Raw genomic sequence first — 14,737 nt, 5'->3', positions numbered from 1 at the left:
ACTACCGGCCGGCCGGTGTCGAGTGGGGTCAGCGTCAAGCCTGGGCCGATCGCAGCCACGAGCCCGCCTGGTACCGATTCGTCGAGCGAGCCTCGCGACGCCGGCTCGAACTCTTCGGGTTCCCGCCGCCCGGTCACGCCTTCTGGACACCCGACACGCTCGCTGCCATGGCGCTTCGGTATCCGGGACTCGATCTGTCGCCCTGGCGCGAGACGATCTCGTCCCCGCCGGAGTCCGGCACCGCGGGCCTCGGCTCTCCCGTGGGAGCCGGTGCCCCGGATGCCGGTCCTGCCGCGGGAGCCGATGCGGCGGGTGCGGACTCTCCCGCGGGGGCCGGCACCGCGGGTTCGGGCTCTTCGGCGGAGGCCGGTACGGCGGGCGCCGGCTTGACATAGGTGCCGTCGCGGCGGGCCAGCAGCTCCTCCAGAAGGGCGTCCCACCTGGCGCCGACGGACTCCACGTCGTAGGTGGCGGCGGTCGCCAGAGCGCCCCGGGCCAGCCGGTGACGCAGCTCCTCGTCCTCGATGACGCGGATGAGGGCGGCGGCGAGGTTGGCGTTGGTACGCGGCTTGACCAGCAGCCCGTCGACCTCGTCGGCGATCATCTCCTTGGGGCCGTGCGGGCTGTTGAAGCTGACGATCGCCAGCCCCTTGGCCATCGCCTCCAGGATCGTCATGGGGAAGCCCTCGTGGCGGGAGCTGGGCACGAAGACCGATGCCCTCTCCAGCTCGGCGCCGACGTCGGCGGTGGGGCCCGGCAGCTCGACCCTGCCCCGCAGCCCCGCCTCGGCGACCTGGGCGCGCAGGTTGTCCTCCTGCGGCCCCGCGCCGAAGACGCGCAGGGTCCAGTCGGGATGGGCGGCGGCCACGGTCTCCCACGCGGTGATCAGCCGGTGGAAGCCCTTGAGCCTGGTCATGCGGCCGACGGCGACCACGACCTTGTTCTCCAGCCTGGAGATCTCGCCGTTCATGGGCGGCACGGCGTTGGGGATCCTTGCCAGCTTCCCGGGCTTGCGCCGCAGCGTCGCGCGGTAGTCGCGCATGTCGGCCCTGGTGAGGGTGACGAGCGCGTCGAGTTTGCGGTAGCGGCGCTTGATGAGCTCCTGCACCTCCTGCGGCTGTCCCCGCAGCGCCACGTGTTCCTGGCCGACGGTGATGACGCCCGGCGCGGCCAGCTGGGCCAGGGCCAGGTTGAGCCCGGGCCTGGTGGCGATGACGACGCCGGTGTCGACCGAGCGGATCCATCGGGCCAGCTGCAGGTCGGTCCACACGTTGAAGCGGTGGTAGGCGGCCTCCTGCGGCGGGATGAGCCTGCTCGGCATCCTCGAGAGCCGGCCGCGCAGGCCGGTCCGCGGGACCAGCCTGTCGTCGAGGAAGCGGAACCTCACCCTGGGATCGACGGGGAAGAAAGGCTCCTCCGCCTCCTTGAGGATGGAGACGATCTCCACGTCGTGCCCGGTCGGGGCCAGGTAACCGGCGAGGTTGAAGACCGTTCTGATGGTGCCGCCCATGCCGTACGCGTGCAGGATCAGGATCCTGATCCGGTGCGTGGACGGGGGTGGCGCGGTCCGTGCGCGCTTTCGGTTCCTGGCTTCGAACAGCCGGTAGACGACCTTCTTGCCCTTGCCCGCCAGTGCACGCACCTGTGAGGGGTCCCCTTCTCGCCTGCTTCCGGGCTCCGCGTCTGCCTGTCCCCGTGGCGCATCCCCCACTTTGACCCTATAGACGCTGAAACACGGGAGAAGGTGGCAAAAGATGGCCAAGTGCGAGCAGGTCCCAGGTCAGGTGCACGTCCGCCACGGCGCGGGATCGCGACATGACATCGCGGCGGAGGAGCCTTGCCAGGATCCCAGCTCGACCTCAGCTCGATCCCAGCCCGGTCGTCCGAGAGTGGGTACGGCGAAAGGGAGAGATCATGACGATCGGGAATGATTTGCGGCGCGCGGTCAGGGGGCCGGTGCTGGCGGCGGGCGACGAGGGGTTCGAGCGGGCCGGGCGGGCGTGGAACCTGGCGGTCGACCAGCCGGTGCTGGCGGTGGTCGAGGCGGAGGACGCCGACGACGTGGCCGCGCTGGTCACCTGGGCCCGCCTGGCCGGGCTGAGCGTGACCGCCCAGCCCCTGGGACACGGCGCGAGCGGCGACGTGGAAGGGGTGATCCTGCTGCGTACCGGGCGGCTGGGCGGGGTGGACGTACGGCCGGAACGGCGCACCGCGAGGGTCGGCGCGGGGGTGAGGTGGAACGAGGTGCTCGCCGCCGCCGGGCCGCACGGCCTGACCGGGCTGGCCGGCAGTTCCCCGGGGCCCAGCGTGGTGGGCTACACCCTGGGCGGGGGCCTGAGCTGGTTCGGCCGCCGCCACGGCTTCGCCGCCGACAGCGTGCGCGCCTTCGACGTGGTCGACGCCGACGGCGCGCGGACCACGGTCGACGCCGCGTCCGACGCCGAGCTGTTCTGGGCGCTGCGCGGCGGAGGAGGTGACTTCGCCCTGGTGACCGCCGTCGAGTTCGACCTGCATCCGGCACCGCACCTGTACGGGGGGCGCGTCCTGTGGCCCGCCGATAGAGCCCCGCGCGTGCTCCAGGCGTTCCGGGAGATCACCGCCGAGGCCCCCGAGGAGCTGAGCGTCTGGTTCGACCTGCTGCACTTCCCCGGAGTGGCGCCCACGGTCGCCGTGGACGTGACGTTCCTGGGCGAGACGGGGGAGGCCCAGGACCTGCTGCGCCGCCTGGACAAGATCGACGGGGTGGTCTCCGACAGCAGGGGCCCGCTGCCGGTGGCCGAGCTGGGCTCCATCTGCGCCGAGCCCCTCGCCCCCGGGGCCGGACGGAACCGGGGGGAACTGCTGACCGGCCTGGACGACGCGGTCGCGGCGACGCTGCTGGCCGAGCCGATCGAACCGCTGCTGAGCGTGCAGATCCGCCATCTCGGCGGCGCCCTGTCCCGCCCGGCCGAGGGCGGCGGAGCCTGCGGGCACCTGGCAGAGCCGTACCTGCTGGCCATGTTCGGCCTCACGCCCTCGCCCGAGGCCGCCGGTGCCGTGCGGAACCGCCAGGACGGGATCGCCGGCGCGCTGGTCCCGCGGACCAGCGGACGCAAGCCCTACACCTCGCTGAGCCCCGGCGAGCGGGCCGCGGCCGCGTTCCCCGGCGACGTGCTGGCCCGGCTGCGCGACGTCAAGCGCTCCCGCGACCCGCACGGCCTCATCCGCGCCAACTACCCGGTGCTACGCTGACGGGCCGTCCGGTCCACTGCCCGGTATGCCCTTTCTGGCGTCTCATGGCTGGTGTGAGCCGTCTGATGTGCGGTGTTCTGGCCGGGAGCGCGGGCGGCGACCTAGTGTGGAGCCGTGCAGGGACTACTGCTGCGGCTGTCGACGCTCGACTCCGACGCGGAGAGCGCCGTCCGCGTCATCGCCTACTTCGACGTGCTGGTGCGGAGCCACGCCGGCGTCCCGGTGCTGCTCCAGGCCACCGCGCGCCTGGCGCGGTGCCCGGTCGGGCTCGTCGACGCGGTCACCGGCAGGCGGACGCGGGTCGTTCCCGGCGGGGTGCCCGAGCCGTGCGAGGAGCCTTCCGGCCCGGTGCTCCACCGCCGGCTCGGCTCGGAGCTCGGCGCCGTGTGGATGGAACGCGAGGGGACGGCACACGGCCTCGACGAGATCGTCCTGGAGCGCTTCGCGGGCGCGGCGGAGGTCACCCTGGAGCGGGCCGCCGCCCAGGCCCGGGCCGGCACCGACCCCGCCCTGGTGGAGCTGGTCCTGTCGGCCGACGCCGGCGAGGCCGAGCGGGCACGCGCCCTGCGGCTGCTCGGTTTCGCCCCCGCCGCCCCTCTCCAGGTGCTCGCCGTGCTCGCCGACGACGACCGGGAGGGCCGCGACGGGGCCGCCGTGGCCGCCCGGCTGCGGGTCGCCGACCGCCACGTCCGCGCCGCCCGGCTGGGTGACACCGTGGCGCTGCTGGTCGGCCCGGCCATCGACGGGTCCGGCGAGCCGCCCGGGACACCGGACACCTGGCGCGTCGGCGTCGGGCCGCAGACGCGCGGAGCCGGGGCCGCCGAATCCTGGGCGGCGGCCCGCACCGCCCTGCGCTTCACCGGCCCGCACCCGGCGGACCGGGTGGTCGACTGGGCCGATCTCGGCGCGCTGGCCCTGTTCGCCACCCACGTGCCGGACGAGGAGATCGCCGCCCTGCCCGACGTGCGAGCCGTCGAGGAGCTCGCACGGCGGCCGTACGGCGCCGAGGCGCTGGAGGCGGTGCGCGCGCTGTGCGCCGAGGGCACGGTCCGCCGGGCCGCCGTCGCCGTGCACCTGCACCACAGCTCGCTGGCCGCGCGCATCGCGCGGGCGGAGGAGGTCCTCGGCTTCTCCCTCGCCGACTCCGCGGGCAGGCTCCGGGCTCACCTGGCCATGCGGCTGGTACGCCTGCGTCCCCCCGCCGGCGAAGCGGGGCCCGGCGCGGCGCGACCACCCTCCCGGCGGCGGCCCGGCGGCTGATCTCCGCCTCGGGGATCGTCGCGCCGAGGCCGTGGAAGGCCCCGGGCGGGCGGGGGCGGAGCCCGGTGGGGACGCCCGACCGCACCGGTCGATGATTCCGGGGCCGGAAAAGCGGGACGGGCGGAGCGAGCGAGATGGGCGGAGTGAGCAAGACGGGTGGAGTAAGCGAGACGGGGGGAGTGAGCGAGACGGGCAAAAGGAGTGCCGGAATTTTCGGTCCTGGAAAAACTCCATTTACCGGTTCTCCCGATCCTCCCGGCATTTCGGCTTCCCATGGAGTGGATCGCCGAGGCTCGGCCCGTTAAGGGAAATACGGAAAGACCTTTTAAGGGCCCTTTTTGTTTTGGTGCGCTTTTATCGAGTCCGGGAATCGGTCACCGGGCCTGGCCCGACCGGGTGCGGGCGCGCGCCCTGCGGAACCGCCTCTCGGCCGCCGTGCGCTGAGCCGCGGACTCCTCCCGTTCCAGCCGCTCCCGCGCGTACAGGCGCAACCAGTCGGCGATCAGGTAGACCGGAGAGGGCCGGGACTCCGCGGTGACGACGTGGGCCTCGACCAGTTTGTCGGCGACGCCCGCGGCGAGCCGGGCGTCGGAGCCGATCAGCGCCGCCAGGTCGTCGACGGTGAACTCGCCGGTCGGCAGCGCGCCCAGGCGCCGCAGCGAGGCCCACAGGTCGGGCCCGAGGTCGCGCTCGTAGGTGGCCGCGCACGCGCGCATCGACAGGTCGTCCACCGAGAGCTCGTCCAGCAGCGAGTGCTCGTCGGCGAGGCGGTCGGCGAACAGGGGGAGCAGGACGTGCCGGGAGGCGGCCAGCCGCGCTCCGGCGATGCGGACGGCGAGGGGCAGGCTGCCGCAGGTGCCGACCACGCTCAGGGCCGCCGCAGGGTCGGCGTCGACGCGCTCCGCGCCGGCGGTCCGCCGCAGCAGCTCCACGCCCTCCTCGGGGGTGAAGCCCTCCAGCGCCACGTGGTGCGCCGACTCCAGGGCGCTCAGCCGCCTCCTGCCGGTGATCAGCACCCCGTTGTCGCCGGTGCCGGGCAGCAGGGGCCGTATCTGCGCGGCGGTCGACGCCTCGTCGAGGATGAGCAGGATGCTGCGCTCCGCGAGCCAGGCCCGGCAGGCGGCGACCCGCTCGCCGGCCCGGCGCGGCGGGTCGCCGTCGAAGCCGCAGGTGCGCAGAATCTCGGCCAGCACGTCGGGAACCGAGCGCTCCCGGCCGCCCGCGGTACGCAGCCGCACGAAGAGCTGCCCGTCGGGGAAGCGCTCGCGGAGCAGGTGGGCGGCGTGCACCGCCAGCGCCGTCTTGCCCGTTCCCGCCGGACCGGAGATCACCACCGGCGGGCTGTGCCGGCGGGCGCGGAAGACGCCGAGGATGTCCTGGACGGTCTCGCGGCGGCCGGTGAAGTCGGCCAGGTCGCGGGGGAGCTGGCTGAGGTGGGCGATGACGTCATGGCCGTTGCCGGTCGAGGAGCGCGCCCTGAGCACGGCCGCGCCGTCGCGCCGCGGGCCGCCGAACAGCGTGGTGCCGAGGTGCTGCGGCCTGTCGGAGGACGGGCTGTCCAGGGACGGGGCGCCCGCGAGGATCGCCCGGTAGAGCCGTTCGAGGACCGGGCTGGGCTGCAACCCGAGGTCCCTGGCCAGCGTCTGGCGCATGTCCTCGTACTGCGCCAGGGCCTCCGACTGCCGCCCGCAGCGGAACAGCGCGATCATCTGCGTGCTGCGCAGCCGCTCCCTGAGCGGATGGCTGCGGACGTTCTCCTCCAGGGAGTCGATGATATGGGCGTGGTGTCCGAGGATGAGCTGCGCCTCCGCCCAGTCCTCGTAGACCGACATGCGCTCGCTGTGCAGCCGCGAGAGCTCGTCGCTGATCAGCGGCACCTGCGCCATGTCGGGCAGGGGGTCGCCCCGCCAGAGTTTCAGCGCCTCGTGCAGCAGGTCCACCGCCTTGGTGATCTCGCGGTCGCGCAGGTGCTGACGGCCCCTGCGCGCCAGGGTCTCATAGTCCAGGATGTCGAGGTGCTGCGGACCGAGCCGCAGCTGGTAGCCGGGGGGGCGGTAGGCCAACCGGTCGCGGTTGGCCGTCCCGAGCACGTTCTTGCGCAACGCGGACACGTAGACCTGGACGTTCTTCAGAGCGGTCCGGGGCGGCTCCTCGCTCCACGCCGCCGTGCTGAGCTGGTCCACCGGCACGATCCTGTTGGCGTGACAGAGCAGCAGGGACAGGAGCACGCGTTGCTTGAAGGGCCCGAGCGGAACCAGACTGCCGTTGCGGCGGGCCTCGAGAGGGCCGAGCACGGCGAAAGTGGTTTCTCCCGCCTCTGCCTCCTCGCGCACTGCGGTTGCACCCACGGCGGAATTCTCCATTGACTGGTCAGGCGACTTCGGAAGGATAATCGGGTTTCGTGAGGCGGCCTCATGGAATTGTCATGATATATGCGCTTTAGTATTAGTAAATGGGTGAATCCTGCCTGAATTGGTCAGCTCTGGTTGTCAACCAGGAGCTCGTGAAGCGAGCCGATCAGGCGCAGCCCGGCCTGCCGTCTTTCCGCGGTCCCGCCCGCCAGCGCGGAGACGATGGACACGAGGTCGCCGAACTCGGCCCCGGTGCCGTCCAGGACCCGCCGGGCGTAGCGGTTGCGCTGCACGATCCGCAGCGCCGCCGAGGCCTGCGAGGCGAAGAGCGTCAGCAGCGCCAGCTCGTCGATGCTCGCCCGCGCCTGCGGGTGGGGGTCCAGGACCTCCAGGACCCCCAGCGCCTCGTCGTCGTGGACGAGCGGCACCGCCATGAGCCCGCCCGGCACGTACGCGGTCGACTCGGCGATGTCGCGGGCGAACACGGTGCTCGCCGAGAGGTCGTCGACGATCAGCGCGTCCCTGGCGTTCAGCACCCACCCGGCGATGCCCCGCGTCGCGGGGAAGCGCCGCCCGACGAGCACCTGCTCGCCCTCGCCGGAGACCGCCTCGAAGACGAGGTCCCCGTGCTCCTCGCTCACCAGGAAGATCGAGCTGGCCTTGGCGCCGAAGATCACGCGCGCCGTGTCGACGATCGACTGGAGCAGGAGCCGGTGTTCCCTCTCCGAGCCGGCGACCGCGGCGGAGATGGCCGCGACCATCTCACCGTTCCCTGTCATCGGGCCTCCTCACGTTCTGAGCGGTCAGGTACATGACGGTCTTCACCTGGAAGGGCGTCAGCCCGGGGTGCTTGCTCAGGATCAGCGCGCACCGGGCCGCGACGTGGGGGGTCGCGAAGCTGTTCCCGGTGCACCGGGTGCTCCCGCCGCCGGGCCAGGCCACCTCCACGTCGGACCCGTGGGCGAAGAACTCCACGGGCGGGCGCGGGTTGTAGAGGATCAGGCCGGGATCGTCCTCGGCGTGGCTGCCCACGGAGATCACCGACGAGAACCGCCAGGGGAAGCTCTCCACCGGCAGGTTGTGCGCGGACGCCACGAGCACCGTCCGCCGGAAGTAGGCGAGATCGCCGAGCTCGCGCAGCGGCTCGGCCAGGTGTCTCCTGTTGGTCGACAGGCTCAGGCTCACCACGTCGAACTCCTGCTCGATGGCCCAGCGGAGCCCGGTGACCAGGGCGTCGCCCGTTCCCGAGAACCCCGCTCCCAGCACCTGGACGCTGTGCAGCTCGCACCCGGGCGCGATCGAGCGGATGATCCCGGCGCACGCCGTCCCGTGCCCGCAGCTGTCGGCGCCGTCGCTCTCCCGCACGACGGCCTTGCCGTCCGGGCCCGTCACCACGGCGTGGGTCGCGTGCACCGGGGCGAGCATCGGATGGTCGCGGTCGACCCCGCTGTCCACGACGCAGACCCGCACGCCGCGCCCGGTGGCGTCCTGCCACGCCCACTCCGGGGTGACGGTGGCGTTGCCCGCGGCGGACATGGTGATGTCGTCCTCGGCGCCGAGCCGCCACGTGAGGTCCGGGGGGGCGGTCATCGCCGCACCGCCGACGCCCAGCCCTTGCCGACCAGGTGTCCTTTGGCCGCGAACTCGGCCGCCGCGCCGCGCGCGGCCGCCCCGCTCTCCTCGTACGCCCCCAGGAGGGCGAGGGCGCGGGCGTTGCCGAGCAGGACGGTGGCGCGGCAGGTGGGGGAGTCGGTGCCGCGGGCCTCGCGCAGGGCCAGGTCCATGAGCTCGCGGGAGGGGTCCCCGGCCCCCCGGGCGGCGAGCACCTCGGCCCGGATCGCGTGCAGCTCGGCCGTGTTCATCGGCGCGTCGCCCGGCGAGCCCTCCAGAGCCGCGCCCGCCCACCGCTCGGCGCCGGCCAGGTCCCCCCGGCGCAGCAGCGTGCCGGCCAGATCGCGCGAGGCGGTGACCAGGAGCTGGGCGTCGCCGAGCGCCTCCGCCCTGGCACACGCCCGGAGCAGCAGGTCCCCGGCGACGTCCCAGCGCCCGGCCAGCGACTCGACGGCCGCGGAGAAGATCGGCATGAACGCGTCGGCGTACGCGTGCCGCAGGTCGGCGAAGGACCGCTCGGCCGCCGCGAGGGTGGTCCTGGCCTCGTCGAACTTCCCCCGCGTGGCCAGCAGGACCGCCAGCGGGCAGCGGACGACGGCACGCACGGTCCCGCGGTCCCTGCCGTGCGCGGCCAGCAGGTCGCGGCACCGGGAGATGGCCACGGGGGCCGGCTCGGGGCCGAGCCAGAGGGAGGCGGCCATGTTGCCCAGGATCGTCGCGCGTTCCAGCTCGGCGCCGGACCGCACGGCGTACCCCAGGGCGCGCTGCAGCATCCCCCTCGTCTCGGCGAACCTGCCGCGCCCCTGAGCCTCCTGGGCGACCATGGTCCAGGCCCTGGCCAGCCCCAGGTCGTCGCCGGCCGTCTCGAAGACCGGGATGGCCTGGCGCGCGACCTCGAAGGACCCCGCGGGGTCGAAGTGGCTCAGGTAGAGCGAGGCGTGCGCGGCCACCAGCGCGTCCGCGTCGCCCGTCGCGCGTTCCAGCACCTCGGTGAGCAGCAGCCGCCCCCGCTCGACGTCGCCCAGGGTGATCGCGGTCTCCGCGACCCGCCCGCTGATCTGCGGCCAGCCGGGATGGGCGGGCCCCAGCAGCTCCGCACCCCTGCTGAGCAGCTTCTCCGCCCTGGACAGGTCACTCCTGCGCAGCGCGAGGGTGCCCGCCCCCGACAGCCGGGCCGCGGCCGCGCCGCTCAGCCGCACGGTGTGGTCGTCGGGAGGGCCCAGATCGGCGCGGTGCCGGTAGGCCCGCTCCAGGTGTGTGCCGACGGCCTCGTCCCCGGCCTCTCCCACGGCCAGCCAGTCGGCGAACCTCTCGTGCAGCTCGGCCCGCCGGCGCTTGGCCATGCCGCCGTACACGACCTCCTGGATGAGGCCGCTGGCGAACCGGAACGTCGCCTCCGTGCGGTGCTCGACGAAGGACTTGCGCCCGAGCTCCTCCAGCAGCTCGCCCGGCTCGTCGGCTCCCGAGACGGCCCTCAGTTCCTCGACGCTGAACTCCCTGCCGACCACGGTGGCGCACTCCAGCATCGCCCTGGCGTCGGGCCCGAGCCTGTCGACGCGGGCCGCGATGAGCGCGTGCACGGTCAGGGGCAGGCCGTGCGGCTCCCCGCCGTCGCCGAGCATGGCCACGAGCTGCTCCAGGTACAGGGGATTGCCCTCGGCGCGTTCGGCGATCCGCTCCAGCAGGGCGCCGTCGTGCGCCGTCACCTCGGCCAGCCCGGAGACCAGGAGCCGGGAGTCGGCCGGCCCGAGCCGGGGCAGGGCCAGCCGGGAGGCGGGCTGCCAGTCCGGCACGCGGTCGAACAGGTCGGAGCGGGCCACGCACAGCACCATCATCGCGGTGTCGCGCAGCTCCTCGGCGAGGTCGCCGAGCATGTCGAAGACCGGGCCGTCCGCCCACTGCACGTCGTCCAGCACGATCAGCACGTACGTGGAGCGCCCCAGGCTCTCCAGGACGCTGCGCAGAGCCCAGGAGGTCTCCTGCTGGGAGGGATTGGGAGTGCCGTCCTTCAGGAGGCCGTCGCGGAGCACGGCCAGGGCCTCGGGGTCGGGCGTGCCCACCGTCACCAGCTCGCGCACCGCGTCGGCCACCCCGAGCAGCGTGCCTCCCGCGCCGTACGGGCGGCAGCGGCCGGAACCGACGAGGACGCCCCGCTGCCCCGCGCGCTCGGCCCACAGCCGCGCCAGCCGGGTCTTCCCCACCCCGGCCTCGCCGTGCAGGGTCACGACGCGGCAGTGGCGCCGGTTGATGATCCCGTCGAGGATGCCGTCCAGCTCGTGCAGCGGCTCCCGCCTGTCGACGAACGGGATGTCGAACCGCCGGATCACCGCCGGGTCGTCGGAGCGCATCGAGTCCAGCCGCCAGGCGGTGACCGGGTGCCGCTTGCCGCGCAGCACCAGGGGCCCGACCGCGACGCCCACCGCGGAGGGGCCGACCAGGCGCCACGTCTCGGGTCCCAGCAGGATCTCCCCCGGCCCGGCGAGCTGCTGGAGCCGGGCGGTGGCGTTCACCGTCTCGCCCGCGACGAGCGCCTGCTCGCCGTGGCCGGGACCCGAGGTGACGACCTCGCCGGTGTTGACGCCGATGCGGGCCCTGAGCCGGATCCCCAGGTCGCGTTCGAGGTCGTCGTTGAGACGTTCGAGCGCCGCCTGCATGTCCACCGCCGCCCGGGCGGCGCGCAGCGCGTCGTCCTCGTGCAGCTCCGGGACGCCGAAGACGGCCATGACGGCGTCGCCGATGAACTTCTCCACGGTGCCGCCGTGCCAGGCGAGCTGGTCGCGCATGAGCGTGAAGTAGCGGATCAGGACCGCGCGGAGCGACTCGGGGTCCAGGAGCTCGCTCAGCGCGGTGGACTCGGCCAGGTCGCAGAAGACCACCGTGACGATCTTGCGCGCCTCCGCCGACGGCGCGATGAGGCGCGTGCCGCACGATGGGCAGAACCGGGGCCGCCCCGGGGTCTCGGCCAGGCAGGAAGGGCATCGCATGATCGTCCCCGATCAGAACAGGAGTCCGCCGACGATGTGGGCCTCGACCTCGGGGGCGCTGTCCCTCAGCCGCTCGTGGATGGAGGCCAGGAGGGCGACCTCGGCCTCGCTCAGCGCGAGGACGACCTCGCGCTGCTCAGGGCTGACGAGGGTGAGGTCGATCCCCGCGCGGGCCAGTTCTCGAACAGGGTCAAAGGTCATGGTCCCTCTCAGGGTGGCCGAGTGACACGAGGTCGTCGTAGGGAGGACATCCGTACCGCCTGGCGAACCCCGTGCCGCCGCCGGCCAGCTGCAGGTCGCGGACCTGCCGCTCCACGAAGGCGGAGGCGGGCGTCGGCGCGGGGGGCGGCACGTCCAGCTTCCGGCAGGTCTCGCAGTACCCCCGCCCAGGCGGGGCGCCGGCCAGCCAGAGCGGGCCGTACGTTCTCAGGGCGCGCAGCACACCGGACTCCAGGCAGCGCCGCCTGACCGTGCCCCAGTCGTCGGTGCCCGCGTGTCCCAGGCGCAGGTGACCGGGGACGGGACGGTGGTCGACGACGTCCTGGTTGCAGCACGCGGTGATCGTCCCGTCGAACCCGACGGTCGGCCAGGCGGCCATCGCGCACGGCAGCGCGCTCCCGGCGGCTCCGGCTCCGGCTCCGGCGGGCGGGCCGGAGCCGGAGATCGTCACCGCTCCGGCGGCCCCGGCGGGCGGGCCGGCTTCTGGCGGGCCGGCTTCGGAGGCCGTCACCGCTCCGGCGGCCCCGGCGGGCGCTGCGCGCGAGGCGGTCCCGGCCGGCGTGCCGGGCACGGCCTCGCCCCCCGTCGCGGCGGGGAGCGAGGGCGGCGAGGGTATGGCGAGCGCGGCGGTACGGGCCCGGCCGACGGGCCCCACCCGGCCCACCAGCATCGGCACCCGGTCGCCGAACTCCCGCCGGATCGCCGCGGTGACGTCGCGCAGGTAGGGATCGCCCGGCCCGGTCCCCGTGACGTGGAAGCTGAGGTCCTTGCCCCGCGCCAGCAGCGCCCGCATGACCGCGAAGACGCTCTCCCGGGGCACCTCCTCCTCGTGGAAGGCGTCCAGGCTGGCGGAGAAGTGGTCGGCCGCGCCGATCGCCGCGTCGATCGCGGGAGGGATCCGGACCGCCTCGCCGGCGGCGGGGGGTACCCGGGGGGCGAAGAACATGCCCGACAGGATCATCGTGCGGGCACCGCCGCGGGCGGCGGTCTCGGCCAGCGAACGGGCCAGGCGGGGCCGGAGCAGCGGCTCGCCCCCGGTGAGCATGACCAGCCGGGGCCCGTCCCCCGGCGCGAACGTCCCGGCGAAGCGCTGGAAGATCTCCCCGGGGTGTTCCTCGGAGGCGGGCAGCGAGCCGGTGGAGCAGTGGCGGCAGCGCAGCGGGCACCGCCGCGTGATCGCCATGAGCACCGCGGCGGCGGGTACGGGGCGCAGCGCCAGGATGTCCATCAGGTGCACGAGAGCACCTCGGCGGGCTCGCCGGCCAGCTCGCGCAGCAGCTCGGCCGCCGCGCGCACGGTGTGCAGGGCGCTGGTCCCGACGGCGTCCTGCCGCTCCCGCACCGCCGGCAGGCCGTCGAGCATCCGGTCGAGGTCCTCACGGTGCCCGGGGTCCAGCGCGGCGTGCCGCCACAGCGTGCGGAACGCCGCCCGCGGGTGTCCCGTGCTCCGCTCGAGGTGTTCCAGCAGCGCGGGGGAGGGGGCCTCGCCCTCGAGCACCGCGATGTACCCCAGCAGGGCGACGGGGTGGTGGTGCAGCACCCAGTAGTACTGGGCCCCGACGAGCCCGGCCACCGACGGGGGCGGCGTGCCGCGCAGCGCGTCCTCCGCGGAGGGGTCGATCAGCGCCAGGTCCTCCAGCAGCCAGTCGTCGTGGCCGACCTCCTCCTCCGCGTGCCGGTCCAGGTATCCGGCCAGCTCCGTCTCGCCCAGCTCCGCGGACCTGGCCGCCGCGACCCGCAGCAGCGGCACCGACGCCCTGATGACCATGTGCATCGCGCACAGGTAGTCGCGGTAGCGCCGTCGCGGGTCGGGAGCCCGCCACAGCGAGTTCCCCGCGCTGCGGAGCGCGTGGCCGGTCAGGTCGATCTTCGCCCGCAAGGTGATGCTGGGGGGTGTCATCGGGCTCCCGTCGTCTGAACGAAGTGTCGGCTCGGCCGGTTGGGAAACGGTTGGAACCCGGTATGGAACTGCCTGATACCCATCCCGGACAGGGGTGGCGCGACGTCTCAAACCGGATTCCAACCATCGTCAAGGCGTGCCTTAACCGGGCGCTCCCACACTGGGCGCCACGTGCCGAAGAGGGAGCCGGACATGGCGGACGTCGCGGTCGAGACCAGCGAACTGCGCAAGACCTACGTGAGCTCGTCCAGGGTGACCGAGGCGGTGGCCGGACTCACCCTGCGGGTGCGAAGGGGCGAGCTGTTCGGCCTTCTCGGGCCCAACGGGGCGGGAAAGACGACGACGATCGGGATGCTCACCACCAGGATCGCCCCGACGGGCGGCGCGGCCAGGGTGGCGGGCGCGGACGTGGTGCGCGACCCCATCGCGGTCAAGCGCTGCATCGGTGTCGTGGCCCAGTACAACAACCTCGACCGGCAGCTCACCGCGGGCGAGAACCTGGAGTTCCGCGGCCGCTACGCCGGGCTGCCCGCGCGGGAGGCCAGGCGGCGGGCGGCCGAACTGCTGGAGCGGTTCGGCCTGGGCTCCCGCGCCGGGTCCAAGGTCACCGAGATGTCGGGCGGCCAGGCGCAGCGCATCATGATCGCGCGGGCGCTGATGCACCGGCCGGACATCCTCTTCCTCGACGAGCCCACCTCGGGCCTGGACCCCCAGACCCGGGTGAACCTCTGGGACATCCTGCGGGAGATCCGCGACGGGGGACAGACGGTCGTCCTGTCGACCCACTACATGGAGGAGGCCGAGGAGCTCTGCGACAGGGTCGCGATCGTCGACCACGGGGCGGTCCTGGCCTGCGGGACGCTCTCCGAGCTCAAGGCGTCCACCGGCCTGCGGACCGTGCTGACCCTGACCTACGACGGCGACCCGGAGAAGATCGTCGCGCAGGCCGGGCGGCTGGCGGGCGTCACGGGCGCCGAGGTCGCCGACGACCGGCTGCGCGTCTTCACCCCGGCCCCGGAGGGCGTCCTGGCCCTCCTGGTGAGCATGGGCCAGGACGCCGGGCTGGCGCTGGCCGACGTCCGGGTCGTCCGGCCCAGCCTCGAAACCGTGTTCCTCGCCCTGACCGGGCGGGAGTACCGGGATTGACCGCCGCCTCGCGGAGGACCTTCCGAACCACGTGGC

At 73.8% G+C, this 14,737-nt stretch carries 11 protein-coding genes; 3 read left to right on the top strand and 8 right to left on the bottom strand.

The window, feature by feature from the left end; all coding sequences use genetic code 11:
• Positions 1 to 133: 133 nt before the first annotated feature.
• On the bottom strand, positions 134 to 1,642 hold the full coding sequence (locus tag AB0G15_RS22785) for a glycosyltransferase family 4 protein (protein ID WP_362842993.1): 1,509 nt from the start codon (positions 1,640 to 1,642) through the stop codon (positions 134 to 136).
• A 272-nt stretch (positions 1,643 to 1,914) separates the two neighbouring features.
• Between AB0G15_RS22785 and AB0G15_RS22780 the strand changes: the two genes are divergently transcribed.
• Positions 1,915 to 3,231: an FAD-binding oxidoreductase gene (locus tag AB0G15_RS22780; protein WP_362842990.1), complete on the top strand. Its 1,317-nt coding sequence runs from the start codon at positions 1,915 to 1,917 to the stop codon at positions 3,229 to 3,231.
• Between the two features lie 114 nt (positions 3,232 to 3,345).
• Entirely contained in the window at positions 3,346 to 4,491 is a 1,146-nt protein-coding gene (locus AB0G15_RS22775; RefSeq protein WP_362842987.1) for a helix-turn-helix domain-containing protein, read from the top strand.
• A 374-nt stretch (positions 4,492 to 4,865) separates the two neighbouring features.
• Here AB0G15_RS22775 and AB0G15_RS22770 read toward each other — a convergent pair whose 3' ends face one another.
• The 7 genes from AB0G15_RS22770 to AB0G15_RS22740 form a co-directional block, all read right to left on the bottom strand.
• On the bottom strand, positions 4,866 to 6,839 hold the full coding sequence (locus tag AB0G15_RS22770) for a BTAD domain-containing putative transcriptional regulator (protein WP_362842984.1): 1,974 nt from the start codon (positions 6,837 to 6,839) through the stop codon (positions 4,866 to 4,868).
• 128 nt (positions 6,840 to 6,967) lie between these two features.
• The gene (locus tag AB0G15_RS22765) at positions 6,968 to 7,621 is read right to left on the bottom strand and encodes a GAF domain-containing protein (protein WP_362842982.1); all 654 of its coding nucleotides are present in this window, start codon (positions 7,619 to 7,621) and stop codon (positions 6,968 to 6,970) included.
• Complete coding sequence (locus AB0G15_RS22760; protein WP_362842979.1) at positions 7,605 to 8,432, bottom strand: S8 family serine peptidase; 828 nt, start codon at positions 8,430 to 8,432, stop codon at positions 7,605 to 7,607. Before AB0G15_RS22760 ends, AB0G15_RS22765 begins: the two co-directional genes overlap by 17 nt.
• The gene (locus AB0G15_RS22755) at positions 8,429 to 11,437 is read right to left on the bottom strand and encodes an adenylate/guanylate cyclase domain-containing protein (protein ID WP_362842976.1); all 3,009 of its coding nucleotides are present in this window, start codon (positions 11,435 to 11,437) and stop codon (positions 8,429 to 8,431) included. The genes AB0G15_RS22760 and AB0G15_RS22755 overlap by 4 nt, the downstream gene beginning before the upstream one ends.
• Before the next feature lie 12 nt (positions 11,438 to 11,449).
• On the bottom strand, positions 11,450 to 11,638 hold the full coding sequence (locus AB0G15_RS22750; protein WP_362691133.1) for an aroma-sacti cluster domain-containing protein: 189 nt from the start codon (positions 11,636 to 11,638) through the stop codon (positions 11,450 to 11,452).
• Positions 11,628 to 12,884, bottom strand: coding sequence for a radical SAM protein (locus tag AB0G15_RS22745; RefSeq protein ID WP_362843166.1), 1,257 nt, complete (start codon positions 12,882 to 12,884; stop codon positions 11,628 to 11,630). Before AB0G15_RS22745 ends, AB0G15_RS22750 begins: the two co-directional genes overlap by 11 nt.
• Positions 12,884 to 13,555, bottom strand: a complete 672-nt coding sequence (locus AB0G15_RS22740) for an iron-containing redox enzyme family protein (protein WP_362842973.1) — start codon at positions 13,553 to 13,555, stop codon at positions 12,884 to 12,886. The genes AB0G15_RS22745 and AB0G15_RS22740 overlap by 1 nt, the downstream gene beginning before the upstream one ends.
• A 192-nt stretch (positions 13,556 to 13,747) precedes the next feature.
• On the opposite strand from AB0G15_RS22740, the gene AB0G15_RS22735 reads away from it, so the two are divergent.
• A complete protein-coding gene (locus AB0G15_RS22735) occupies positions 13,748 to 14,701 on the top strand; it encodes an ATP-binding cassette domain-containing protein (protein ID WP_362842970.1) in 954 nt (317 codons plus the stop codon).
• The last annotated feature ends 36 nt before the right edge of the window (positions 14,702 to 14,737 follow it).

The organism is Streptosporangium sp. NPDC023825 (genome assembly GCF_040639575.1).
In the GTDB taxonomy this organism is placed as follows: Bacteria; Actinomycetota; Actinomycetes; order Streptosporangiales; family Streptosporangiaceae; genus Streptosporangium.
The sequence above is the reverse complement of the archived record's forward strand: the minus strand, read 5'-3'. Positions and strand labels throughout refer to the sequence as shown.